This is a genomic window from Thalassotalea ponticola (assembly GCF_041379045.1).
Lineage (GTDB): Bacteria > Pseudomonadota > Gammaproteobacteria > Enterobacterales > Alteromonadaceae > Thalassotalea_A > Thalassotalea_A ponticola.
In genome coordinates, this window is the sequence record NZ_CP166871.1 from 1,969,563 (window position 1) to 1,991,961 (window position 22,399).

The 22,399-nt window shown below is 42.7% G+C and carries 21 protein-coding genes; 6 read left to right on the plus strand and 15 right to left on the minus strand.

Features of this window, described 5'->3' with window-relative positions; all coding sequences use genetic code 11:
- Nucleotides 1–105 precede the first annotated feature (105 nt).
- On the plus strand, nucleotides 106–726 hold the full coding sequence (hisIE, locus tag ACAY30_RS08510) for a bifunctional phosphoribosyl-AMP cyclohydrolase/phosphoribosyl-ATP diphosphatase HisIE (protein WP_290250161.1): 621 nt from the start codon (nucleotides 106–108) through the stop codon (nucleotides 724–726).
- A gap of 19 nt (nucleotides 727–745) precedes the next feature.
- Nucleotides 746–1,216 carry a GNAT family N-acetyltransferase gene (locus ACAY30_RS08515; protein ID WP_290250162.1) on the plus strand — a complete coding sequence of 157 codons (471 nt, stop codon included), beginning with the start codon at nucleotides 746–748 and terminating at the stop codon, nucleotides 1,214–1,216.
- 36 nt (nucleotides 1,217–1,252) lie between these two features.
- On the opposite strand, the gene ACAY30_RS08520 is transcribed toward ACAY30_RS08515, so the two are convergent.
- The 5 genes from ACAY30_RS08520 to ACAY30_RS08540 form a co-directional block, all read right to left on the minus strand.
- Nucleotides 1,253–2,020 (minus strand): SIMPL domain-containing protein, encoded by a 768-nt coding sequence (locus ACAY30_RS08520; RefSeq protein WP_290250163.1) that lies wholly within the window; start codon nucleotides 2,018–2,020, stop codon nucleotides 1,253–1,255.
- Nucleotides 2,021–2,050: 30 nt separating this feature from the next.
- On the minus strand, nucleotides 2,051–2,821 hold the full coding sequence (locus ACAY30_RS08525; RefSeq protein ID WP_290250164.1) for a hypothetical protein: 771 nt from the start codon (nucleotides 2,819–2,821) through the stop codon (nucleotides 2,051–2,053).
- Nucleotides 2,811–3,473, minus strand: a complete 663-nt coding sequence (locus tag ACAY30_RS08530; RefSeq protein WP_290250165.1) for an RNA polymerase sigma factor — start codon at nucleotides 3,471–3,473, stop codon at nucleotides 2,811–2,813. The genes ACAY30_RS08525 and ACAY30_RS08530 overlap by 11 nt, the downstream gene beginning before the upstream one ends.
- Nucleotides 3,474–3,598: 125 nt before the next feature.
- Complete coding sequence (locus tag ACAY30_RS08535) at nucleotides 3,599–4,195, minus strand: energy transducer TonB (RefSeq protein ID WP_290250166.1); 597 nt, start codon at nucleotides 4,193–4,195, stop codon at nucleotides 3,599–3,601.
- A 176-nt stretch (nucleotides 4,196–4,371) separates the two neighbouring features.
- A complete protein-coding gene (locus ACAY30_RS08540; protein WP_290250167.1) occupies nucleotides 4,372–5,043 on the minus strand; it encodes an energy transducer TonB in 672 nt (223 codons plus the stop codon).
- 117 nt (nucleotides 5,044–5,160) lie between these two features.
- Between ACAY30_RS08540 and ACAY30_RS08545 the strand changes: the two genes are divergently transcribed.
- A complete protein-coding gene (locus ACAY30_RS08545) occupies nucleotides 5,161–5,556 on the plus strand; it encodes an MAPEG family protein (RefSeq protein ID WP_290250168.1) in 396 nt (131 codons plus the stop codon).
- 161 nt (nucleotides 5,557–5,717) lie between these two features.
- On the opposite strand, the gene ACAY30_RS08550 is transcribed toward ACAY30_RS08545, so the two are convergent.
- From ACAY30_RS08550 to ACAY30_RS08585, 8 genes are all read right to left on the minus strand, one after another.
- Nucleotides 5,718–8,588 carry a prolyl oligopeptidase family serine peptidase gene (locus tag ACAY30_RS08550; protein WP_290250169.1) on the minus strand — a complete coding sequence of 957 codons (2,871 nt, stop codon included), beginning with the start codon at nucleotides 8,586–8,588 and terminating at the stop codon, nucleotides 5,718–5,720.
- On the minus strand, nucleotides 8,585–9,142 hold the full coding sequence (locus tag ACAY30_RS08555) for a hypothetical protein (RefSeq protein ID WP_290250170.1): 558 nt from the start codon (nucleotides 9,140–9,142) through the stop codon (nucleotides 8,585–8,587). Before ACAY30_RS08555 ends, ACAY30_RS08550 begins: the two co-directional genes overlap by 4 nt.
- Before the next feature lie 498 nt (nucleotides 9,143–9,640).
- Entirely contained in the window at nucleotides 9,641–10,285 is a 645-nt protein-coding gene (adk, locus tag ACAY30_RS08560; protein ID WP_290250171.1) for an adenylate kinase, read from the minus strand.
- A 331-nt stretch (nucleotides 10,286–10,616) separates the two neighbouring features.
- Nucleotides 10,617–11,276, minus strand: coding sequence for a GNA1162 family protein (locus ACAY30_RS08565; RefSeq protein ID WP_290250172.1), 660 nt, complete (start codon nucleotides 11,274–11,276; stop codon nucleotides 10,617–10,619).
- Entirely contained in the window at nucleotides 11,269–11,616 is a 348-nt protein-coding gene (locus ACAY30_RS08570) for a DUF4810 domain-containing protein (protein WP_290250173.1), read from the minus strand. Before ACAY30_RS08570 ends, ACAY30_RS08565 begins: the two co-directional genes overlap by 8 nt.
- Nucleotides 11,613–11,942, minus strand: a complete 330-nt coding sequence (locus tag ACAY30_RS08575; RefSeq protein ID WP_290250174.1) for a hypothetical protein — start codon at nucleotides 11,940–11,942, stop codon at nucleotides 11,613–11,615. Before ACAY30_RS08575 ends, ACAY30_RS08570 begins: the two co-directional genes overlap by 4 nt.
- 6 nt (nucleotides 11,943–11,948) lie before the next feature.
- Nucleotides 11,949–12,905 (minus strand): CsgG/HfaB family protein, encoded by a 957-nt coding sequence (locus tag ACAY30_RS08580; RefSeq protein WP_290250175.1) that lies wholly within the window; start codon nucleotides 12,903–12,905, stop codon nucleotides 11,949–11,951.
- A 590-nt stretch (nucleotides 12,906–13,495) separates the two neighbouring features.
- A complete protein-coding gene (locus tag ACAY30_RS08585; protein WP_290250176.1) occupies nucleotides 13,496–14,215 on the minus strand; it encodes an SIMPL domain-containing protein in 720 nt (239 codons plus the stop codon).
- A 198-nt stretch (nucleotides 14,216–14,413) separates the two neighbouring features.
- On the opposite strand from ACAY30_RS08585, the gene ACAY30_RS08590 reads away from it, so the two are divergent.
- Together ACAY30_RS08590 and ACAY30_RS08595 are read left to right on the plus strand one after the other, a co-directional pair.
- Nucleotides 14,414–15,523, plus strand: a complete 1,110-nt coding sequence (locus tag ACAY30_RS08590) for an HlyD family secretion protein (protein ID WP_290250177.1) — start codon at nucleotides 14,414–14,416, stop codon at nucleotides 15,521–15,523.
- Entirely contained in the window at nucleotides 15,513–16,529 is a 1,017-nt protein-coding gene (locus ACAY30_RS08595; protein ID WP_290250178.1) for a DUF2955 domain-containing protein, read from the plus strand. The genes ACAY30_RS08590 and ACAY30_RS08595 overlap by 11 nt, the downstream gene beginning before the upstream one ends.
- Before the next feature lie 129 nt (nucleotides 16,530–16,658).
- Here ACAY30_RS08595 and htpG read toward each other — a convergent pair whose 3' ends face one another.
- On the minus strand, nucleotides 16,659–18,602 hold the full coding sequence (htpG, locus tag ACAY30_RS08600) for a molecular chaperone HtpG (protein WP_290250179.1): 1,944 nt from the start codon (nucleotides 18,600–18,602) through the stop codon (nucleotides 16,659–16,661).
- A 186-nt stretch (nucleotides 18,603–18,788) separates the two neighbouring features.
- On the minus strand, nucleotides 18,789–19,388 hold the full coding sequence (gene recR, locus ACAY30_RS08605; protein ID WP_290250180.1) for a recombination mediator RecR: 600 nt from the start codon (nucleotides 19,386–19,388) through the stop codon (nucleotides 18,789–18,791).
- Nucleotides 19,389–19,787: 399 nt separating this feature from the next.
- Between recR and ACAY30_RS08610 the strand changes: the two genes are divergently transcribed.
- Entirely contained in the window at nucleotides 19,788–22,382 is a 2,595-nt protein-coding gene (locus tag ACAY30_RS08610; protein WP_290250181.1) for a TonB-dependent siderophore receptor, read from the plus strand.
- Nucleotides 22,383–22,399: the final 17 nt, after the last annotated feature.

Consider the following 22,399-nt stretch of genomic DNA (forward strand, 5'->3'; position numbering starts at 1 on the left):
CAACAGCTAGGGCTTGAAGTCGTATTAACCGAGCTCATTAACGTTCGTCGATTAACCTCATAACAACACAACAAGGCGCCTGAAAGGCGCCGAACAGGAGTATATATGCAAGTGCGCTTAGACAATATCGACACCCTTGCGTGGGATAAAATGAACAACCTGATCCCAGCGATCATTCAACATGCCCATACGGGAAGCGTATTAATGCAAGGCTATATGGATCAGAACGCACTCGAGCGCACGTTACAACAAAACCTGGCCACATTTTATTCGCGTTCCAAACAACGCTTGTGGCAAAAAGGTGAAACCTCGGGCAATACCTTAGCGGTACAGTGCATTGTCACCGATTGTGATAAAGACAGCCTCTTAGTACTTGCTATTCCCAACGGACCAACCTGTCACCTGGGAACCGATTCGTGTTTTAGTGAGCAAACGATGCATCAGCAAAATTTTTTGAGTTATCTCGAACACGTTATTCAATCTAGAAAGAACGACAGCCCAGACACCAGCTATACTGCGAGTTTGTTGGCGCAAGGCAGTAAGCGCTGCGCGCAAAAAGTTGGCGAAGAAGGGGTTGAAGTAGCACTTGCGGCAGCAACTCATGACCGAGCTGAACTATTAAATGAATGTGCCGATTTGCTTTATCACACCTTGGTTTTATTAACCCAACAAAATGTTGATTTAAAAGATGTGATGAAGGTATTACAATCTCGTCATCAACCTTAATAAAACACACGATAACGCTATGACAACTGAGATTAACTGGCAGGCAAAAACCTTCGACCAATTATCAACCAACACCCTTTATGACCTGTTAAAACTTCGCGTCGATATTTTTGTGGTCGAGCAAACCTGTTATTACCCTGAACTCGACGATGCGGATCGGGTGGCCAATACTATCCACTTGCTTGGCTACGACGGTGCTTCGCTAGTGGCGTACTTGCGTATTTTGCCCAAAGGTGTCTCGTATGACGATTGCATTAGCATTGGCCGAGTAGCCGTTGCCCAAAGCCATCGAGGCCAGCGTATTGGTCGCGACTTAATGGAGCAAGCGCTTAGCTTGTGTGATGTACATTTTGCCGGACAACCGTTAAAAATATCGGCGCAGCACTACCTTGAAGCCTTTTATCAAAGCTTGGGTTTTAGCAGTGTATCTGATGTTTATCTAGAGGATGGGATACCCCACATAGCAATGCTAAAGCAGCCTACCAAGTAGTCCTTACTGTGACCTGTTAATGACTTTTGAGTGTATTTACTGATTATCCTTGGGGGTAATTTTATACATAACATCAACGATTTGGCTTAACACAATATACTCTGGCTGCATCGCAATCACATAAGGCTGGTGCATATAACCTGACCCAGCGCTAACCCCAGAGCGCCGGTACGATTGCACTCTAGCATCGCTATTGACAGAGAATGAAGCGGCAAAGTTTAGGTGTGAGACCGCGTCTTTTATCGCATAGACCGTGTCGACCTTAGCGCCCATACTAGCCGCTAACAAATCGGCCTTTTGTTTGGCTCTTTGTCCAGCTTGAACGATTAGTTGTGCGGTTAATTTTTCGCGCTCGCTGTGATCAAATTCACTGTCGATATCACTGACAAACGATTGGTTATACAAGGCGTTCACCACATCGCCGTACTTAGATAAATCGGTTAGCTCTAAACTAAAGCGCTGAGTGACGTCATAGCCAATAATGTCGAGTAGTTGGTAGTCATCGTCTCGTTTGCGTTTAATGCGCTTAGTAATTGACGATGAGCTCAATTTACTTGGCTCTATTGACAGTTCGGTTAATGTAGCCATCACCACGGATGTCGTATCGGCAAGTTGTGACATTGCTATTTCGGGTTGTTTATCGTAGGTTCGCACCCAAAACCTAATGCTCACTTTATCGGGCGCCACGTTTTGTTCACTCACCGCTTGGACGGTAACAAATGGAAAGTCAGGTAGTGGCTGACTCGGTGTTGGCGACGCAAATAGCGATGCGCTGAATAACAACCAATGGCAAATGTGTTTCACGGTGTTCTCCTCAAAATAGATCGATAGCTCCTAATGCTCCTCATTGCATTGATGCTGATGTTGATTATCAAGTAAGGCTAATACCGAATCATCGTGCTGGTAAACGTCAACAAACTGCCCTTCTTTAATCCCATCCGGTAGAGGTGAATACAGGCTATGGCGAGTCTGCGCTGCGATAGACAGCGGAGCTTGAAGTTGATCGCAGTGTTGTATAAACCAGCGATTGTCGCGTTTAACTAGGTATCCTGAACTAACGCGATTGGCGTATAAGCTCGGTGACTCTTTTGAGCGCTGATAATGTGCGTTTAAAAACCGCGCAACTTGTTGATTAAATGCCACCAGCTTTTCGCTTTCATCAATCGCAGTAATTGGTAAAAAACGAATATTAGGCAATGAGTTAGGCTGATATTCAGGTAATGAAGCAACACGTTCCAATGGCGTTTGATGAGTTGCTTTGTCAGCAGGCACTAGCGCCCTATTCTGCGACTCAAATTCAGTAGGTAAGTCAACAAGCTGAAGTTTTTTTTCGGCGACGATGTTGAGCTGCTGGGTGATCAGATCAACCAAGGGTGCACTAATCAGTAAACAAAAACAGGCCAAAGCACTAACTTTTAACAGCGACCAACCTTGGTAGCGCTCGCTGATACGAGCCGCAGTCGGTACGGTTTTGGTACGGCTCATCGCCTCGTCCATTACCTGATGCAGTCGCTGTTGCGCAACGTCAGTTGCTGGTGATTGACGCTTTGATTTGTTGTATAGCGCCCTGAGTTGCTGATCAACATTTTGCCCATCACGACTCATAATGATCTCCTAATAGCTTTTTAAACGCGTTGCGACTGTAGCGCAGTCGAGAGCGAATAGTTTCGATGTTTTGCTCACAGATATCGCTTATCTGTTGTATTGAGAAGCCTTCTTGCTGTAATACGAACGCCTCTCGTTGTGCAAATGGCAAATGCGCTAATACCCGTTCAAACGCCTGCTGTAAGTCGTCGTATTCATTGCTGTCAATAGTAGGGCTAGCGGCGCAACCATCTGCCTTATCAAGACTGTCAAATTGCCACCTCTGCTGTCGTCGCAATTCATCAATTAACTGATGGCGGGCAATGCGAAATAACCAAGCCTTCGCACTTTGGCTCCCCTGAGGGGTAAATTGCCCCGCTTTTTGCAATACCGTAAGCCAGGTCATTTGGCTGATATCATCGGCGAGTACGCGGTCGCTCTGACACAGTAAAAAGTAATGTAAATCCCGATGCAGTCGCTCTACGAGCATGTGCATTGCCGCGGTGTTGGTCGACGAAGCAAATAGAGTTAACAATTGCTCGTTTGACATGCTATCTAAGCGAGCGAGTTTACCGGTTAACTGTTGCCATATTGACGGTCGAAAATCAGCGTTAGCACCGTTATCCCGGGATTGTCGATGTTGACGCCAAGCTAATGATGGTACTTTAATCAAATGCAGTTCCTCTGGCTGTACAACGGTTTAAGTGAATACTGACGAATTGGTGTTAAAAGACGTTAACCACATGAATTTAAATATTAAAATGTATTACTTCAATATCATCAGAGTAACACTGTTGGCTAACTTTGGTCTAACTTAAAATCGAGCTGTATACTCATACCGCGTTGCGCGATAGTTTTACCATCCACCACTTTGGCGCGATACTTCCATTTTCTCAACGCTTGCTTTGCGGCTTTATCAAATATCCGTTTGGGTGAGGAGTCGATTATTTGCACGTTGTCCACACCACCGGCTTCATTGATATCAAATGACAAAACCACCCATCCTTGAACTCCCTGCTGAGCGGCGTCAATGGGATAACGCGGTGCAACGCGCATCACAGGCCGAGCAGCCGAATCATTGGCGACAAAATCGTTTACCGATGTCGTTTGCTCAATGTGCGTTGTAGGGACCTTGATTTGTACTTCTGGCCCAGGCGTTTGTATTGAGGGACTTACTGCATTTGGAGGCGGCACTGGTCGCGTTGGCGGTGGTATCAATGTGCGCGGTATTGTTTTAACTTCACTATCTTTGGGCGGTTGCACAAATTCGATTGGCTCAAAGGTCGGCGTCGTGTTGTGTACGGCGGTCTTTGCAGTAACCAAGGAAGCCATAAATACAAACAAGGCAAACACGACAGTCGATGTTAGCGCCAATAAAGAAAGTAATTTTGTCATAATAAACCCCTAAAGCTTGATATAAACAATGATTAATGCGGTAGACGATTGACGGATTTACGCCATTAGCTCGCTTATCATCAGTCACTGACCGGGTGAGCGAGGTCGATTGAACGTTGTTATCACATCAATAACGCGTCTGTTATCAATAAAACGATGGGGAAAAATAAAAGGGGTTAAGATTTTTTTCCAAAATCAATGCGAACCGATAAACCGTCTTGGCGTACCGTCTTGCCGTCGATAACTTTCGCTTTATACTTCCAGCGTTGTAGTGCATCGATCGCCGCTTGATTAAAAATATCAGGTGGGCTTGCATCTAAAATTTCAATGTTTTCAATATTACCCGAACGATTAACGCTAAATTTTAGCTTTACCCAACCGCGTATTTTTTCTCGGGCGGCTTCAATGGGATAGCGAGGAAGCGCGCGGTATATCGGCTGGGCATCATTGTCTTTGATCACAGATACGGCAAACTCTTGTGGCTCGAGTTGGTTACTCAAATGAATTTGTGGCATGCTCACCGCAGTTTGCTCTATTTGAACAGGCTCTTTGGGCATGGGTACGGCAATAATACCAGAGGGTTTTTCGAGGAGTTTGGGTGGCGGTTCAACGACCCGTTGCTTGCGTCTCACTACCGATTTTTCCGGAAGTTGAACAATTTCAACTACTGAGCTTTGCTCTTCTTCTTCAAGGTAAATCTCGTCTGTGGCAATCAAAGCTGCCATAAACGCAAATAAGGTAAAAGAGACGCAGGCGGCCAATACAATGGGGATAATAAACTTCACATCGCGCCCATAGCGTCGTTTAATCCACTCGCGGTGTCTAATATCATCAACCTCCACCGACATCAACCTAGCTTAAGTATAGTACGACATAGTAAAAAGAATCAGTAAACAAATCGGTTTGCTAACTGGTTTGTTTGGTTTACGATACAACCATATCGTCAATAAAGAGAAAAATCGACTATGTTAACAACTTCACCAACCATCACCGGATTCTACGCTGGCATTCTCGCCATTTTATACATCGCTCTTTCGTTTAACGTGATCCGCTATCGGCGCAGTAAACAAGTCGGCATTGGTGACGGCAATGATAAAGACTTAGCTAAAGCGATTCGGGTGCATGGCAATTTTGCCGAATACGTGCCATTGGCGCTGATATTATTAGCGATTTATGAACTCTCTGGCGCCCAAGCCTATACCGTACACGTGCTTGGTGGAGCGTTTGTTGCCGCACGCTTTTTACATGCGTTAGGATTGAGTAAATCCATTGGCGTCTCCTGGCAGCGTTTTGTCGGTACCCTATCAACATTCTTGGTGTTATTAATCTTGGCTGTGGTTAATATTACAGCACAGTTCTAAACAGCGCCAAAGGCTGCTGTTCGGGCACATACTCACCTTCTACAAGGTGAGTATTGTCCAGACATAGATTTGTTGAAACACAGGTATCGCCACTCGATATCAAACCCGATAGCAAAGCGAAAACAATGACCCAAAGGGTTCACCTGCCTACCCTGCAGACGTTACGTTTTTGCCTCGGCAGCTACGGTAAACGTTTTCGACAACAATGGCTTATCATCTAGCGTGAATATCTCTAATGTATAATCACCTGGCACCAAATCTTCATCGTTTACAAGCGTCCAATAGTAGCCATATTCCTTACTGGTATTAATAATTTTTGTTTTCTGCGTTTCTTTATTTTTAATTGCATCAGGTAAACGCCAACGCAATTTGATCAATGTTTTTACTTTTTCTGCATCAACGTTAGTATCTTTGTTGTTAAAAGACAGGTAAACACCAAATATACGCCCCTTCTCAAGCGCTATTTTAGTTGTGGTTTTTTCGTGAACTTTTCGAGAGCGCAGCCAAGAGCGAGTGTCTCGCTTAAACAATCCATAATCGATATCCGCTACGTCTATGTTCTTAACTTTTATACCGGTATCGGCAAATAGGTTTTGCTCGAATTGTTGCTTTTCGCTAGCTGAAAACGTGTTTTCCCAAATAACATCGGTGACAACATTACGCCATGTTTTGTATTGGTCTTCGCTTAATGAGGAAACGGTCTTATCATCATTGTCGACATAAAACAGACGATTTAAGCAGTTTTCAAAGCTTTTTTCTACGCCTCTGCCCAAGCAATGGGCGCGAGCGATACTAAACTCCGCGTCTTCGTGTTGTTGTTCATGGGCTTTGTTAAAGTAATGGAATGACGCTTCGTAGTCTTGCTCCGTTTCCTTACCCGAATAATATAAGTCTCCTAAGCGAAATGATGCGTCATCGTAGCCAGCATCCGACGATTTCTTATACCATTCAATCGCGCTATTGATATTTTGTTCGACGTATTTACCTTGATGATAAAAACTTCCTACGTTAAACGTAGCTCTACTTTCACCGTACTGTGAGGCCAGTTGATAAAATTCGTACGCTTTTTTATCGTCGTTATCTACGTTATCACTAAAAGTATACGCATCGGCTATCCGTACGTATTCTTTTGCTAAGATTTTGCTGTAGTGCTCTGTTATTTCAGGCTCGAGGTTGAGTTGAGTGCGAATAAAATGGTCTACATATGAGAACTGTAGTCTGTCGCCATACCAATTGTGTTGGCCGTGACCGACATTGTCAAAAAACAAGTAATCAACATTTTTCTGCAACTGGTTTAAGCGAAACTTCATGCGGTTAGCCTGCTCAAAGTCGGCCACTTCATCTTTTTTACCGGCAATGAGCAAGGTTGGCGCATTAAGCTTTTGAGCGAAGTAAAATGGCGACACTGTTTTGAGCGACTCATCGAACTCCCCTACCACTTGAGCGATATAATCGCGATGATCCTCTAAAGTTTTATAATTGGATGCGTTAAACAGCAAAGGTAAGTCGTATATCCCATACATTGAGACAACGCACTGATATTGCTCTGGATGATATATCGCGAGCATGACAGCGGAATAACCACCATAACCTGTGCCCATAGAACACATATTCTGATAGTTGTATTTTTGCTGCACTGCGTTAACCACAGCGGTAATATCTTGCTCTATTAATTTGCCAAATTGAGCCCGACCTTTGTCGAGAAAACTTTTTCCGTACCCACTAGAGCCGCGAAAATTTACGTTGAGTACCGAATAGCCGCGACTGGTGAAGTACTGAATTTCACCATTATACGTGGCGTTATCTCGAATCCCGACAGGACCACCGTGCGGATACACCAAGAGTGTATTATTGTTGTATCCGACAGGCCGACTTAACATACCTTCAATAACCGTATGTTCATTTACCTTAACGCTAAACGGCTCTATATCGCTCAAGGTGATATTATCGAGTTGAGGGTGCACAGACTTAATCAACTTGAGCTCATCGGTGGCCTTGTCATAGTAATAATACTTGCCTGGATTTTTAGCCGAAAAGCTGGCCATTAATTTTTTACGGTTATCAACGCTAGCGTCAACGGTTACGATATTCTCGTTATTAACTCGGGCCATTAAATTTTTAGTTAAGGCGTCTTCATCAGCAGAAAAATATTGGACTTTTGGTACTCCGTGATCAATATACCTTACATACTTTACGCCACTGCCAATTGGGTTTAACACCGCATCGTACAAATCATAGGTTGGATGTTGGTATATCACTTCGCCAAAGGTTTCCGAATTGATATCAAATTTAACTAATGAACGCGTATCCAGATCCTTACTGGTCAACACGGCCATGGTATTTTCATCGAGCAAGCCTACGGGAATGAAGTCGTTGTCTTTATCGATAGTATAAAAACGTTTCCATATTTTCTGATCGGACTTCAAAAACCAAAATTCTAGTTTTTCATCGTCTAATCTCACCGTTAACAACACGCTATTACTCTCGTCATAAAAGTAAGCAAGCGCGTTTTTTAACTCTTTCTTAAGCTCGATTGCTTGGCTAAGGTCTTGTTGCTCGAGTTGTTCAGTGGTCGCCTTGTATAGCTTTAAATTATTTTTATTTTCGCGGTGAGCGAAAATAACGGTGTTTTCTTCACTTGGCAAAGCCGCGACTAAATGCCCCTCCAGTTTAAATTTTTGCCATGATACATCTATCTCTTCTTGTGTATCGTCGATATGCAAAAAACCGCTTTGCTTATCCAACTCAACATACAGCGTTTTGTTATCTATCCACTGGTACTCTTCAACTTTGAGCTTTTCTTTATGGGCAATACTTAATGCAACGTGTTCTTCAAGGGTGACTGAATCAATAATTGTAAAGACGTTTTGTGTATCTTGGTGCTCAAACGACACTAAATAGCGACCATTGGGGTTTATTTTCATTGAATAAACAGCAGGTGGCGTAAACAAAAGTTCAGGCGCTATTGGCTGAGAAGCTTTCGCGTTGAAGCAGATAAAAAGTGCTATACACAGAGTAATTAATGCTTTCATTTTGCGCCTCCTTGAGCAGTTGGGATATTGCTGACAACATCAAAAAAAGAATCTTCTCCGGGTCCTGCATAAGTAATTTTTCGTTGATCTAAAATGTTTGAAAAATTAGTTTGCATATATTCTAGCGCTATAGATGACTTATTCAGAAGTTTTACATTTGAATAACTTGACCAAAAACTCGGAGTGTATATTTGCAAATGTCCAACATAGGTGATCATGCCTTCATTGACTGTAAAATCCCACAAGCCATCTTCGAAGTCCTTAATCTGTAGATAGCGATTAAATTTTATTTTATCAATTGAATACTGGCCTTCAGGTAATGACACTAATATGTAATTACTGCCGGCTCTGAGATCGTCTGCGGTTAATTTAATATATTTTGTACCGGTGAGATGCAATTCATTAAGGCTATAGGTGGTATCCACAGCGAATAGTAAATACCCTTCTTTGTGCTCTAGATGTCTATCTTGATCCTCTTTAAAACTGCTTACTTTGGTGGCACAAGAAGTTAACAATAAAACACTGGCGAGAAAGATAATTTGTCGTAGTTTCACAAACGCACTCCATGCTTTAACGGCCACCAACATCTATTAACCTAAATATAAGTGACTGAAATACAGTTGAATAATGATAGTAAGTTAGATAGCATCGATTGTAAACAGATTGTTAATGAGTGCTAGTATTAGGCTACGCATAAGCAAAATGAGTTGACGATGAGATAGTACGCAAGGGATAAATATAAACGACGTGGCTAATATCAACGACGTCACTGGGGCGAGTTTATCTGTGTTCAATAATGCGACTGGGACAGTGAAGTGGGATCGAAATTGTTGATAAATTGGCATAGCTGTTTGATAACGTCTAACCAATAAAAAACGCATACACTGTGATAGACGGTGTATGCGTTTAAATATCAGCTCGGTAAAATGTACTTACCAACCTATCCTTGAAATAAGCATAGACATGACGTTTAACCGACGCTCGCTAACGTTATTTTGCCATTAAAGACAAATAACGTGCGTTAGCAAAGCGATATGTCTATCCGGTTTTCTCTACGCTAGTTGTTCAGCAAGCTCTGCACTTACTTTATCAACCGGTTGAGTACCATCAATAGTAATGTATTTACAATTACCTGAATCGGCTTCTGCTTTGTAGTAATCGACCAACGGCTTAGTTTGCTCGTGATAAATTGCCAAACGCTTGCGCACCGTTGCTTCTTCATCATCTGGACGAATGACAAGCTCTTCGCCTGTTTCATCATCTTTGCCTTCCACTTTTGGCGGATTGTAAACAATGTGATAAACACGACCTGAACCAGGGTGCACACGACGGCCGCCCATGCGTTCAACAATCACTTGGTCAGCAACGTCAAATTCAATCACGGAGTCAACGTTGATGCCAGCGTCTTTCATTGCATCAGCTTGCGGAATAGTGCGAGGAAAACCATCTAAAAGGAAACCCGCTTTACAATCGTCTTGCGCGATGCGCTCTTTAACCAGACCGATGATCAATTCATCAGAAACCAATTGACCTGCATCCATCACTTGCTTGGCTTGCACGCCAAGTTCCGTACCGGCTTTGATCGCTGCTCGCAGCATATCACCAGTCGAAATTTGAGGAATACCATATTTGTTCATCAAAAATTGAGCTTGAGTGCCCTTACCCGCACCCGGTGCACCTAATAAAATAATGCGCATAAACAGACCTTAGAATGTCGTGAATCCCAACAGGGATAAATTTATATTTATAAGTGCATAATCATACTTGCTGAGCAGATTGCAAACAAGTGTTTAGCCGAAAATGAATGACAAAAAACACGATTGAACCGAAGTAGAGAAGCATTGAGTAGTCATCAATGCTAAAGAGTGTGACGGACATGATAAAACAAGTCTAGTCTGAACTAATACAAATCATCGCATTAAACCTAATTTGTACTCGCTCAGACCCAGTCAGATTGGTTATTAATCTAGCTCCAACTGACTATACGAATCAGGCTTGAGCTGTTTAGAGCTCAAACCTTCATTAAATTTACTGAACTTTAGCTTTGACAATGCCCGAGTCATTACCATCAGCGCCATGTCTTTTATGGTATTTACCTACAGGTATTGTATTAATAATTCGAGAATTTACCATTCGTGCAATCGGTACATAGTCAGTTGCGGCAGTGTTAACTGCTGTAACTAGAGCATCTATTAGTGGGTTTCCTGAATTACCGCCACTGGTATCTTGCACTATCACATTGTCGTATTGCCATAACACTTCGTTTGTAGTGGTAGAGAGAAGTTCGAAGTCCAAGCCTACGGTAACATTTGCTGCTAACACATAGTAGTTCGTATCCCATTGATTAATGTTAACAAATAAAACCGAGTCAGCGCCAAAAAGAGCCTTAAACTTACTAGCAGGAATATTCCGGATCTGTGCACCGTCGCTGACCCCCTCTCTTGCTAACATTTGAGAAACAAAAGGAACAGGAACTACATAATATCCAGCCTCTGCTAACGGTTGAGCAATCGTAGTTGAAAAAAGGTTTGCTGCGTCAGATGCTGTTGTATTATTAACGGCAGGTACCACAACAATACTATGTGGCTTTTCATTATACATTTTCGGAAATGCTTCTTGTTTTGTCAGTGTAGTTCCACACCCTGAAACAACTAATGATAACAATAGAACTGCAAATAACTTATTCACTTTGCTCTCCTCCTAATGCACGTTGAACAAACACTAAAGACTCCGGATATGCCTCTAGCTCCATTTGGAAGTACTCTTTGGCTTTCTCTTCGTTACCCAGTTTTGCTTCATACATTCCCAACTCAAAATAAATTCCAGGGGGAACTTTCTTTTTAGTAGTGGCTTTAGAAACTATTTTATTCAATTCGAGGTAATGTTTCTGCTCGGCCTCTGTCGAGTAATCACTGTTTAGGTCATATAATGTACTTGAATAGTTTTCCCAGTTATACATCGTGTTCGAGGCACAGCCTGACATTAATATAGCCACAGTTAAAATCATACATTGCTTATTGATTATCATGGTATTAGCACCTCTGCACTTTGCTCATTTGTTAAAAATAGTTTTCTAGCCAAGATAACATTACCATCTCTGCGAACCTCTATGTTATGAGAACCAACAGCTAGGGGAAACTTTGCAACTCTTTCGCCATCGACTTTATAAAATTTTGTATCCTCGTCGATTACAATAACTTGATCTCCAATGATTATTTCAGTTCCAACATAATTGCCTTTAAGAACTAGAAAACCAGAGTCTTCTACTTGGCTCACACTCTGATAATTCTTAGCACAACCAGTAACATTAAGTGCCAGAATTAGTGTACTGAGTAATAAAGCTATTTGTTTCATTTCTAATTAACTCCTTTTAATTTCTCTAACTACATAATTTGAAATTTGGTTTAAATCTAAATTCGTGCCAGTAACGCTGACGACGCTTAACTCGTCATTTCCTGAACCTATAAATGACTCAACTTTTACTTTTCCAACTGACTTACCCGGCATTGAAATCATAAAACCGGTTTGAGGATTTTTTACTTTTTTACCTGGAGCAATAACAGCGAATTCATCTCCTACTTTGACACCTTGATTAGAGCCACCAGTCATAAAAATTGAATCTTCTTCACCTTTGATTAAGTAAGCCTGCCAGGGATTGTCCATCAAATTATTCATAATGTTTGCAACTAGCTTGCTAATCGCTGCTGATACAGCTTTATCATCTAGAGATGTGTCATAAGCAGCTGTTTGACCAACACCTAAAACTCTATTAGCCTCAGTCCTTGCTTCTCCACTTGCCTCTTCAGAGTAGATAATTTGACCTGTCCTAACATCAACAAGTCGAACGTTGACCGTGGCATTAGCAACCTGGATTTTATTACGAGAAAACACGCCTACTTCACTTTCTGTTCTACGACCAAATTCAGAAACTGAACCGATAATTAGATAGTCAGAACCGACCTTAGTACTATCAAAAGTCTTCGACTCTGATGCAAGCAACTGGATGTCAGGCCTTTCTAACATAATAAATTTACCGGTTGAAGTTAGACGTGCACTAAGAATGTCACTAGCCTGTTTACCTAAGCGATTATTATTATTATCCACAAAGATACTATTTCCGCGTTTCGTTTCATCAGAGAATCGACCGATAGCAACTAGTCGCTTTAAACCGTCAACAGTATTGAGAGATTCTGGTTTGACGTCGTTTTTTTGGGCTACAATGGGGTTGTTTAATTGTTGGTTTGTCGAAGAAGTACAACCTCCCAACAAAATTAGAGATAGTGCGCCACTACAAATGATAATCTTGGAATTAACCATGGTTACATCCTTGTTCTGTTGTTTTTATTAGTTAGGATTAACCTATCACATGTATTGTTGAATTGCCAAACTTATAGTTTATCGGTTTGAAACATAAAGAAAAATTTAAATTACCGATGTTAAGAAGTGATCTGCCATCCATCGCTCATTGATAATTTATCTTTCTGATAATGACATTTTTATTTACTATTCATCCCCCCACAAAAACAAATCAGCACCTCTTTATAGTTATGAGCTAAACAAGAGCCTCGGATACTCACTCATATTAGGACGGGTCAGAGTAAACAAAAAAGGGACCTCTAAAAGGGTTCTGACGGATATGCCGTTTTTCATAAGAGCAAGACTCGTTCCTATTCGGCAGATTTTGGTTCGATGGCAGGATGAGACATTGCCCTCTTCGTCTTATCCATCGTTTTGAGCTTGCACTTTAGGAGTAAGCATTTCAACAGGGAGAGAAATGTGGTCTCAATATTTAGTGGCATTAGACTTTAAGCGCCAATAATCGCACATGACGGAGGTAACGAAAAGGAATATAACGCATAGTCCCAAACGGTAAAAAGGTCACAAAATCAACATCCTTTCTGCGAGCATCAATCAGACAAATAATACTCTATGGTAGAAACTACACGGATTTTCTTTATATGCGGATTATTTTTATCACGATTACTAATAGTAAATTGTCCTTGAGAAGCGCGTTTAATTTTACCTAACTGGCTATTGGAATCACTGGCAAATTTTTGTGCGACCTCGCGGGCATTGCGAGTTGCTTCTTCAATCATACTTGGTTTTATCTCATTTAAATCGGTAAAAATATATTCAATCTGAGCTTGATAATTGGCACCGCTTAATACAATTCCTTGCTTGCCCAAAGATGACACTTTACTCACTACCGAACGGACGGTGTCTATTTTATCTGAATATACAGTAACCGTTTGCATCCCTGTATAGCGAAATTGAGTTTTACCAGGGTTGCCATATTGCTGCGCAAGTTTATCGGTGATTTCTGGTACTGCCACTGACATTTCACTGCTTTGTATGCCATTCATCAATAAAAACGCCTTAATCTTATCTGTATTTTCCTCAATAACCTGATAAAGCGCTTGCACATCATTGGCTGCTTGTGAAAATTGAATAGGCCAAATAACCACATTCGCTTGTTGTTCACGCTCTGCGAGCCCTTTTACCACCACACTGCGCTCATACTGTTTCACCTTGATTGCCGCGTTAGCTAACAAATAACCGAGCAGTGCTAAACCGAGCAAGATACCAGAGCCTAAAATAAATGAACTAACCGTATCCTTTTTTTGCATCACGTGACCTTTGCCTAAGAGTAATAGCTAATTTATATGCCATTTCTGCGATAAATCAATGTTGCTCTGTACCGAGCTGATAAGTCTCTGCGATCGAAACGAGCGTCTATACTTTGACTTTTAAGGCGAGTAATTCACACCTATCAATAAGATTAAATAAGCACTTAAATATGCGTTTTTATCATTGGGAACCTAAGCATGTCAGAGACAAAAACCGATACCGAGCAATCATCGCAGAATAACAACCATATACAGCAAGCGCGCTCGTTTACGCTAATTTTAGCGCTCGTTATCATACTTTTATGGGGTTATACATTGTGGGCTGATAGAGTGGCACCAATGACCGATCAGGTTAGAGTGAATGGCCAAGTCATTCGCATCAGCCCGGAAGTTTCTGGCCCAATATCAGAAATCCATGTGCAAGATAACAGCATCGTCAATGTTGGCGATAGCTTGATTTCCATTAATCCCGCACCGTTTGAATTGGCGGTAAAAGCGGCTCGATTTGAACTACAAAAAGCTGGGCAATCATTTATGGCCGATACCGCATCTATCGATGTAGCCAAAGCCAATGAAGTAGCCGCACGCGTTAAAGTCAACAATGCTAAAAAGAATGTCGATCGCAATCGACAGTTAGTCGCCAAAGGTATTATCAGTCAGGCAACCATGGATAACGCCATAACCGAATTAGAAACCGCACAAGCTAACCTTGAACAAGCCAAATCGGCACTGGAAAAAGCCAAGCAACAATCAGGACCAAGAGGTAGAGAAAATCCGGCAATACAAGTTGGTCTGACCAAACTCGATCAAGCCATTCTCAATCTAAGTAATACGAAGCTAATTGCGCCAACTAACGGGGTAATTACCAATATGGATGTTGCGGTGGGTGATTTCGCCGCCGCGGGGCAACCGATAATGACCTTAATCAATATCCGCTATTTGTGGTTAACTGCAATGGTACGAGAGAACTCTATTGGCCATTTAAATCAAGGTGACAAAGTTAAAATTGTTTTAGAGTCTTACCCTGGTGAAATATTTACCGGTAAAGTATCGTCTATTGGTTGGGGCAGCAGTGGCAATGGCAACTTTGCTGTTGATGCCGGTAATGGCCTGATAAATTCTCCTACCACAGGTCCTAAGGCACAGCGGTTTCCCGTTAACATTGAGTTGATTGAATTGCCTGAGCACGTAACCTTGCGATATGGCGGCAGAGCAACCGTGGCTTTTTATCCTAATGAAAGTTCTGTCGCTGAAACGCTGCAAGATCTTTGGATTTGGGCGTGGAGTTATATCAGCTATGTTTCATAGTGCAGCCAACCCGTTGCTTAGAGTCGCACTCTTTCCGGTATTGCTGCTGTTTTGGCAACAGGTATTTGGTACCGACTTACCTCTGCTCGCGCCGGCCATGTGTGCGGTATTTCTCACCACAACACATCAACCACCACCGTTTATTATGGTGGTTTTAATGGCCAGCGTGTTATCCGTTACAGCATGGCTGCAAGTGCTCATTGATAATATATTTGCTGATTACCCGCACCTGTATTACCTCACCCTGTTTGCCGTATTTTACTGGTGCATGGAACGCACCAAGAAGAACCCACAAGATGTGTTTGCTATTTTGCTTATTGTGTCAACGGCGATGATTGCCACCTTCTCTCGCCAACAAGGGATGAGTGTTAGTGATATTCCATCCGCTTTATGGAGTAATATTTGGGTCGGTGGCATGGTGGCCTACCTTGCCTACGGGCTGTTTCCTAGTGGTACGCCTTTGGCGCCACAAAAAGTCATGCCCTCATCAAATACGCAATACCTGCTTGATTGGCAAATCTTTGTCAAAGCACTGGTGTTGTTAATGGTGCTCGTAGTGTGTATGAATTTTGAATTAGAACAAACCACTATTATCACAGTCGTGGTGGGTTTGATCATAAAAGATATCGATCCCATTGTGGGAAATGACTACGGCGCCAGGCGCTATCTGGCAACATTTGCCAGCGTGCTATACGCCATACCAACACTCATCGCCTGTATTTTGCAAATGAACCTCATTGGCACACTTGGCATTACCCTAGTCAGCGCCATGTTAATGGGCATTCAGGCGCAGAAAAAACACGCAAGTTTTAACTCAATTCAACTGATGTACACCAGTTTTGTGGTCCTTATTTTTTATCCGGTGACGGCAACCAGCATCAGTGCAATCGCCGATAACATTGAGCGCTTTGCATCTGTGCTACTTGCTGTTGTCATTGGTTGGTTAACATTAATCGTTTTATCAAGCCGTAAACGGGTGAACAAACAGCGCATCACCATCGAGTAATGCAAGGGTTGCGATTGTTATGGCAATAAAAAAAGGCGTTTATGAGGATATTCTCATAAACGCCTTTATCGATATTTGATGTGCTGTGGCTTAACTAACGAGTTTAACCTATCAAACTCGTTAACCAGATTACTTAGTTAGGCTTAGCATCAGTTTGTTTAACTTAGTTACAAATGATGCAGGGTCTTTTAAGCTACCGCGTTCAGCAAGCATCGCCTGTTCAAACAATACCTCGGTCCATTGACCAAACTTGTCTGTATCGCTCTCGTCAGCCATGTGCTTAACTAACTCATGCTCGGCGTTGATTTCAAAAATAGGCTTGCTTTCTGGTACTTCTTGGCCAACCGATTGCATCAGCTTGATCATTTGGCTACTCATGTCGTGCTCATCCGTTACGATACACGCTGGAGAGTCCGTCAAGCGATGAGTCAAACGCACGTCTTTCACTTTATCACCTAAGCTTTCTTTGATTCGGCTAACGACGGAATCAAATTCCTTTTCAAGCTTTTCTTGCGCTTGTTTAGTTTCTTCATCATCGAGTTCACCCAGGTCGAGATCGCCACGGGTAACAGATGAAAACTGCTTAGAATCAAAATCAGTCAAGTGACTCATTAACCACTCATCAATGCGATCGCTCATCAACAAGACTTCGATACCTTTTTTGCGGAATACTTCTAAGTGCGGGCTGTTTTTCGCCGCTTCAAAGCTATCTGCAACCACGTAGTAAATCTTGTCTTGACCTTCTTTCATGCGTTCAATGTAGTCAGTTAACGATACATTCTGCTCGCTTGAATCCGTGTGAGTTGAGCTAAAACGCAGTAATTTGGCTATCGCTTCTTTGTTAGCCATATCTTCAGCCGGGCCTTCTTTTAATACCTGGCCGAACTCATTCCAGAATGATTGATATTTTTCAGCGTCTTTCTTACCCAACTTGTCAAGCATACTAAGAACGCGCTTAGTACAACCTTTGCGCATTGCTTGCGTGACTTTGTTGTCTTGTAAGATTTCACGCGAAACGTTCAACGGCAGATCGTTAGAATCAAGTAAGCCTTTAACAAAACGCAGGTAGGTTGGCATGAACTGTTCAGCGTCATCCATAATAAACACGCGTTGTACGTACAGTTTCAAACCGTGTTGACGCTCGCGGTTGTACAAGTCAAACGGCGCTTTACTTGGAATGTACAGCAGTGAAGTGTACTCGCTAGTACCTTCTACTTTGTTATGGGCCCATAATAATGGCTCGGCAAAGTCGTGTGATACGTGCTTGTAAAACTCTTTGTATTCCTCGTCAGAAACATCTGACTTTTCACGAGTCCACAGCGCTTCCGCTTTGTTGACACTTTCCCACTCTGCAGGCTTTGCTTCGATTGCTGGGCGAATGACATTGCCCTCTTCGTCTTTTTCCTCGTCTTGAGCTTGCACTTCAGGGGTAAGCATTTCAACAGGGATAGAAATATGGTCTGAATATTTGGTGACAATAGACTTTAAGCGCCAATCGTCTAAGAATTCTTTTTCATCTTCTTTTAAGAACAAGATAATGTCGGTACCGCGACTGGTTTTTTCAATGCTTTCTACCGAGAAATCACCCTCGCCCTTTGATGTCCACTCAACACCTTCTGATGCATCGGCGCCTGCTGCGCGGCTGCGCACAATGACTTTATCGGCAACGATAAACGCCGAGTAAAAACCCACACCAAATTGACCAATCAATTGTGAGTCTGACGCTTGGTCGCCAGATAGGCGAGCAAAAAAGTCGGCTGTACCCGATTTCGCAATGGTACCTAAGTTGGTGATCACCTCATCGCGAGTCATACCAATACCGTTATCTGAAATGGTGATCGTATTTGCATCTTTGTCCGCTGACACGCGCACTCGCAACGTGCCGTCGCCTTCAAATAACTCAGCGTTTTCTAATGCTTTAAAACGCAATTTGTCGGCTGCATCGGCCGAGTTTGATACCAACTCACGCAGGAAAATTTCTTTATTAGAATACAGTGAATGGATCATAAGTTGCAGAAGTTGCTTTACTTCTGTCTGAAAACCATGAACTTCTTTATGACCTTGCTCAGACATAAAAAATATCTCCTAAAAATACAAATTACGAAATACCGCTGTGACGCGTTTGACAACAAACGGTGCGGCTGCAGATGAAAACTAAGTGGGGATAGAAAAATACGATTTAAAGGGGAAAAGGCAATTTTTTTTGCAAAAAAACAAAATTGGCCAATCTATCTGTGTCAACAAATTGGCCAGCAGAAATTAAATTTGTTTACGGCCACTAAAGGCATGCGACAAAGTATTGCCGTCAACGTACTCAAGTTCACCGCCAACAGGTACGCCATGAGCGATACGCGAGGTTGCAATGTGATAAGACTTAGCCATATCAGCGATAAAGTGAGCGGTTGCTTCACCTTCAACGGTTGGGTTAGTTGCCAAAATTAACTCGTCAAACTGCCCGCTTTTAAGGTGTTGTTCGAGAATGTCGAGACCTAATTGCTCAGGACCTACCCCATCAATCGGGGACAAATGACCCATAAGTACGAAATAGCGACCTGTAAACTCACCCGTTTGTTCAATTGCAATAATATCGGATGGCGATTCTACCACACACATTTGCCGTTTTTCCGCTCGCGATGGCGCTTGGCAAATATGGCAATACTCTTGTTCAGTAAAAGTGCGACAGCCTTTACAGTGATCAACATCTTCCATCGCCATAGCCAATGCTGTTGCCAGTTTGGCTCCACCGATACGGTTGCGCTCGAGTAAGTGAAACGCCATGCGCTGTGCCGATTTAGGCCCTACACCCGGCAAACATTTTAGGCTATCGATTAAATCCTGCACTAGTGGACTGAGTTTCATAGTAAGCATATTTACAAATAATGGTTGGTTGCATAGTAACAAAAACCCCTGAATGATTGCATCCCAGCATGGGTAAATTTTTTCATTATTCTCGGTAAATAATATAAATCATTAATTTTTCGTAACATTTTTAATCAGCTTTACGTGCTCAAAAACTAGACGCAGACGTTTTTTTAAACAATGATGGTAGGTGATTTTGTATTGCTAATGATTATACCAATAGCAAAGCGACTGGCGATATCAGCACTTGTCGAGTCAGTGACTCACATTGCGAACACACAGTGTTACGCGCCTAAGATCGTTGAACAAAGCAATCATCATCGAATCTCTTTGTGATATGTAAGTAGATCAGTATTCATATTTCTAAAGAAAACATCCAACGGAAATAAGGACTTTAAAATGACTACATCAATAAAAAAATCGCAGATTTCAGCATTATCTGCTGCCGTGATAGCCTCATTGAGTGCCAGTGCATGGGCTGAAGAAGCTATAACTGAAGACATCGAAACCATTGAAATTACCGGTTCACACATCAAACGGACAAATATGGAAGGCCCATCGCCTGTCACCAGTTTAAATGCTGATGATATCGCGCGTTCAGGTGCGACCGATCTTATCGGTGTGTTCGCTAAACTTCCCATTTCAGGTCAAGGCACGTTTTCAACCCAAGCCAACAGTTCAGACGATACCGCAAATGGGGGCTCATCGGTGTCTTTGCGCGGTTTAGGTGCAGATTCGACGTTGATCTTGGTAAATGGTCGTCGCGTGTCCGTCAGTGCTTTTGCAAAGAGTATTGATACGGCGTTTGTCGATATTAACAATATTCCAGTGTCGGCGATTAAGCGCATTGATATATTAAAAGATGGTGCTTCTGCCATTTATGGCTCGGATGCTGTTGCCGGTGTTATTAATATTATTCTCAGAGATGACATTGAGGGGGCAGAAATTTCAGCAAAAATCGGCGACACTGCCGATGGCGGTGGTCAAGAGCAGAACGTAAGTTTGGTATTTGGTCATCAAACAGACAACTCAAGTCATACCTTTATTCTCGATTACTTTGATCGAGAAGAAATACTCTATGCCGACAGAGACTACTCAAAGACTGCTAATCAGGCTCTTCGCACGGGTGACCCGCTTGCCACCGACTTTCGCTCATCGTCAGGTATTCCAGGGACCATTGCATTAGCCAGTGACCCGTCAAATCGACTGATTGATTTGTATGGCAACGATACCTGTCCAGAAGCAGATCGCGACTTTGCCAATAATCTGTGCCGGTATGATTATGCTCCTTATATGACCATGTTCCCCGAAGTTGAGCGCTTTAGCTTTAATTACCTCGGTAAATATGAGGTCAGCGATGCGGTCACGGCCTTCGTCGAGCTCAATGGTCAAAATTCAAAATCAACTGTCCGTGGAGCTGGTAGCCCAAGTTTTAACGAATTATTCATGGCGGGTGATAATCCAAACCATCCCTTTGCCGATCAACCCGATCACGAATTCTTTGGTCAAGACTTGACCATGCGACGTCGCACAGTTGACATAGGTAATCGAGAAAAACGAGTTAACTCGGATTACTACCGATTCATAGCCGGATTAGAAGGTGACATTGGTGATTGGTTTTGGGAAGCTGCGTACAGTTACATCAAGAGCGAATCAACAGAGCGCGGCGTTGACGGTTTCCCCAACTCTTTGCGCATACAACAAGCCATTGACAGTGGCTTATGGAATCCTTTCGAGCCTTCCGCAAATTCTCAAGAGGCGTTAGATTTTATTGAAACCACAACAACCAGGATAGGTAAGTCAACCACCAAAGCGGTTGATGTTACCTTCTCAGGTCCTTTGTTTACCATGCCCGCCGGTGATTTGATCCTTGCTATTGGCGCTGAATATCGCGAAGAGAAAATCTCTGATAACCCAGATGATCAGTTCTTACGCGGTAATGTGTTTGGTACCGAAGCCACCCAAGCCAACGGCTCTCGTGATAATACGGCTATTTTTGCCGAACTTGCTATTCCGCTGGCTGATAGTTTTGAGGTGCAAGTCGCAATGCGCCATGAAGACTATAGCGATTTTGGTACCACAACTGATCCCAAAGTCTCCTTCTTGTGGACACCGACAGATGACTTGAGTATTCGAGGTTCTTATGGCACCGCCTTTCGAGCGCCCTCTTTACATCAACTTGGTTTAGGCAGAACTGATGAGTCACCGAACTTGGTGGACACATTGCGATGTGAAGCAATTGGCAACCAAGACCGAGCTTGTGAGCCGCAAGAGTACACGGCAATCTTTGAGGGTAATCCCGACTTGGGCCCAGAAGAGTCAACCAGTTATAACGTCGGCATTATTTACAATGTGACCGACAACCTCAACTTCTCAGTCGACTATTACAACTACGATATCGAAGATATCATTGGCGCAGATACACAATTTGTGATGGATAATTTTGGCTTAGACGGAACGATCGTAGAACGTCGACCAACCAGTATTGAAGGAGACCCAGGAGAAGTCATTCAAGTCAATGACGGTTACCAAAATATCGGTGACCTTGAGACCTCTGGCCTTGATGTTGACATCCGCTACAACCTTGAAACAGAGACTCTTGGTCAGTTTCGATTTGGTTACGTGATGAATTACGTGCTTAACTTTGAAGATTACAAAGGCACCATGGAAGGTGGTTTTGAACAACCAGAGGTGCGTTGGACCACATCACTTGATTGGATTTTAAATGATGTAACATCGACGTTGGCAATTAACTACATCGACGAGTTTGAACAAGAGTCGTCGTTGTCGATAGACAAAAAAGTTGATTCGATGACTACGGTTGATGCTACGGTCAACTACTTTGGCTTTGATGATGTAACATTAACACTTGGTGCGACAAACCTGTTCAATGAAGAACCGCCGTTTGCCTATCACGACTTTATGGGCTTTGTTGTTAATGTACACAGTGGCCAAGGTCGATTTGTTTATGCACAAGCAACGTATTCATTTTAACCACCTTGCATCGCTAC

Coding starts and splice junctions, on each gene's coding strand:
- ACAY30_RS08590 (WP_290250177.1), top strand. CDS start 14,414: ATGTCAGAGACAAAAACCGATACCGAGCAATCATCGCAGAATAACAAC.
- ACAY30_RS08515 (WP_290250162.1), top strand. CDS start 746: ATGACAACTGAGATTAACTGGCAGGCAAAAACCTTCGACCAATTATCA.
- recR (WP_290250180.1), bottom strand. CDS start 19,388: ATGAAACTCAGTCCACTAGTGCAGGATTTAATCGATAGCCTAAAATGT.
- ACAY30_RS08545 (WP_290250168.1), top strand. CDS start 5,161: ATGTTAACAACTTCACCAACCATCACCGGATTCTACGCTGGCATTCTC.
- ACAY30_RS08585 (WP_290250176.1), bottom strand. CDS start 14,215: ATGCAAAAAAAGGATACGGTTAGTTCATTTATTTTAGGCTCTGGTATC.
- ACAY30_RS08575 (WP_290250174.1), bottom strand. CDS start 11,942: ATGAAACAAATAGCTTTATTACTCAGTACACTAATTCTGGCACTTAAT.
- htpG (WP_290250179.1), bottom strand. CDS start 18,602: ATGTCTGAGCAAGGTCATAAAGAAGTTCATGGTTTTCAGACAGAAGTA.
- ACAY30_RS08580 (WP_290250175.1), bottom strand. CDS start 12,905: ATGGTTAATTCCAAGATTATCATTTGTAGTGGCGCACTATCTCTAATT.
- ACAY30_RS08595 (WP_290250178.1), top strand. CDS start 15,513: ATGTTTCATAGTGCAGCCAACCCGTTGCTTAGAGTCGCACTCTTTCCG.
- ACAY30_RS08525 (WP_290250164.1), bottom strand. CDS start 2,821: ATGAGTCGTGATGGGCAAAATGTTGATCAGCAACTCAGGGCGCTATAC.
- ACAY30_RS08550 (WP_290250169.1), bottom strand. CDS start 8,588: ATGAAAGCATTAATTACTCTGTGTATAGCACTTTTTATCTGCTTCAAC.
- hisIE (WP_290250161.1), top strand. CDS start 106: ATGCAAGTGCGCTTAGACAATATCGACACCCTTGCGTGGGATAAAATG.
- ACAY30_RS08570 (WP_290250173.1), bottom strand. CDS start 11,616: ATGATAATCAATAAGCAATGTATGATTTTAACTGTGGCTATATTAATG.
- ACAY30_RS08540 (WP_290250167.1), bottom strand. CDS start 5,043: ATGTCGGTGGAGGTTGATGATATTAGACACCGCGAGTGGATTAAACGA.
- ACAY30_RS08610 (WP_290250181.1), top strand. CDS start 19,788: ATGACTACATCAATAAAAAAATCGCAGATTTCAGCATTATCTGCTGCC.
- adk (WP_290250171.1), bottom strand. CDS start 10,285: ATGCGCATTATTTTATTAGGTGCACCGGGTGCGGGTAAGGGCACTCAA.
- ACAY30_RS08535 (WP_290250166.1), bottom strand. CDS start 4,195: ATGACAAAATTACTTTCTTTATTGGCGCTAACATCGACTGTCGTGTTT.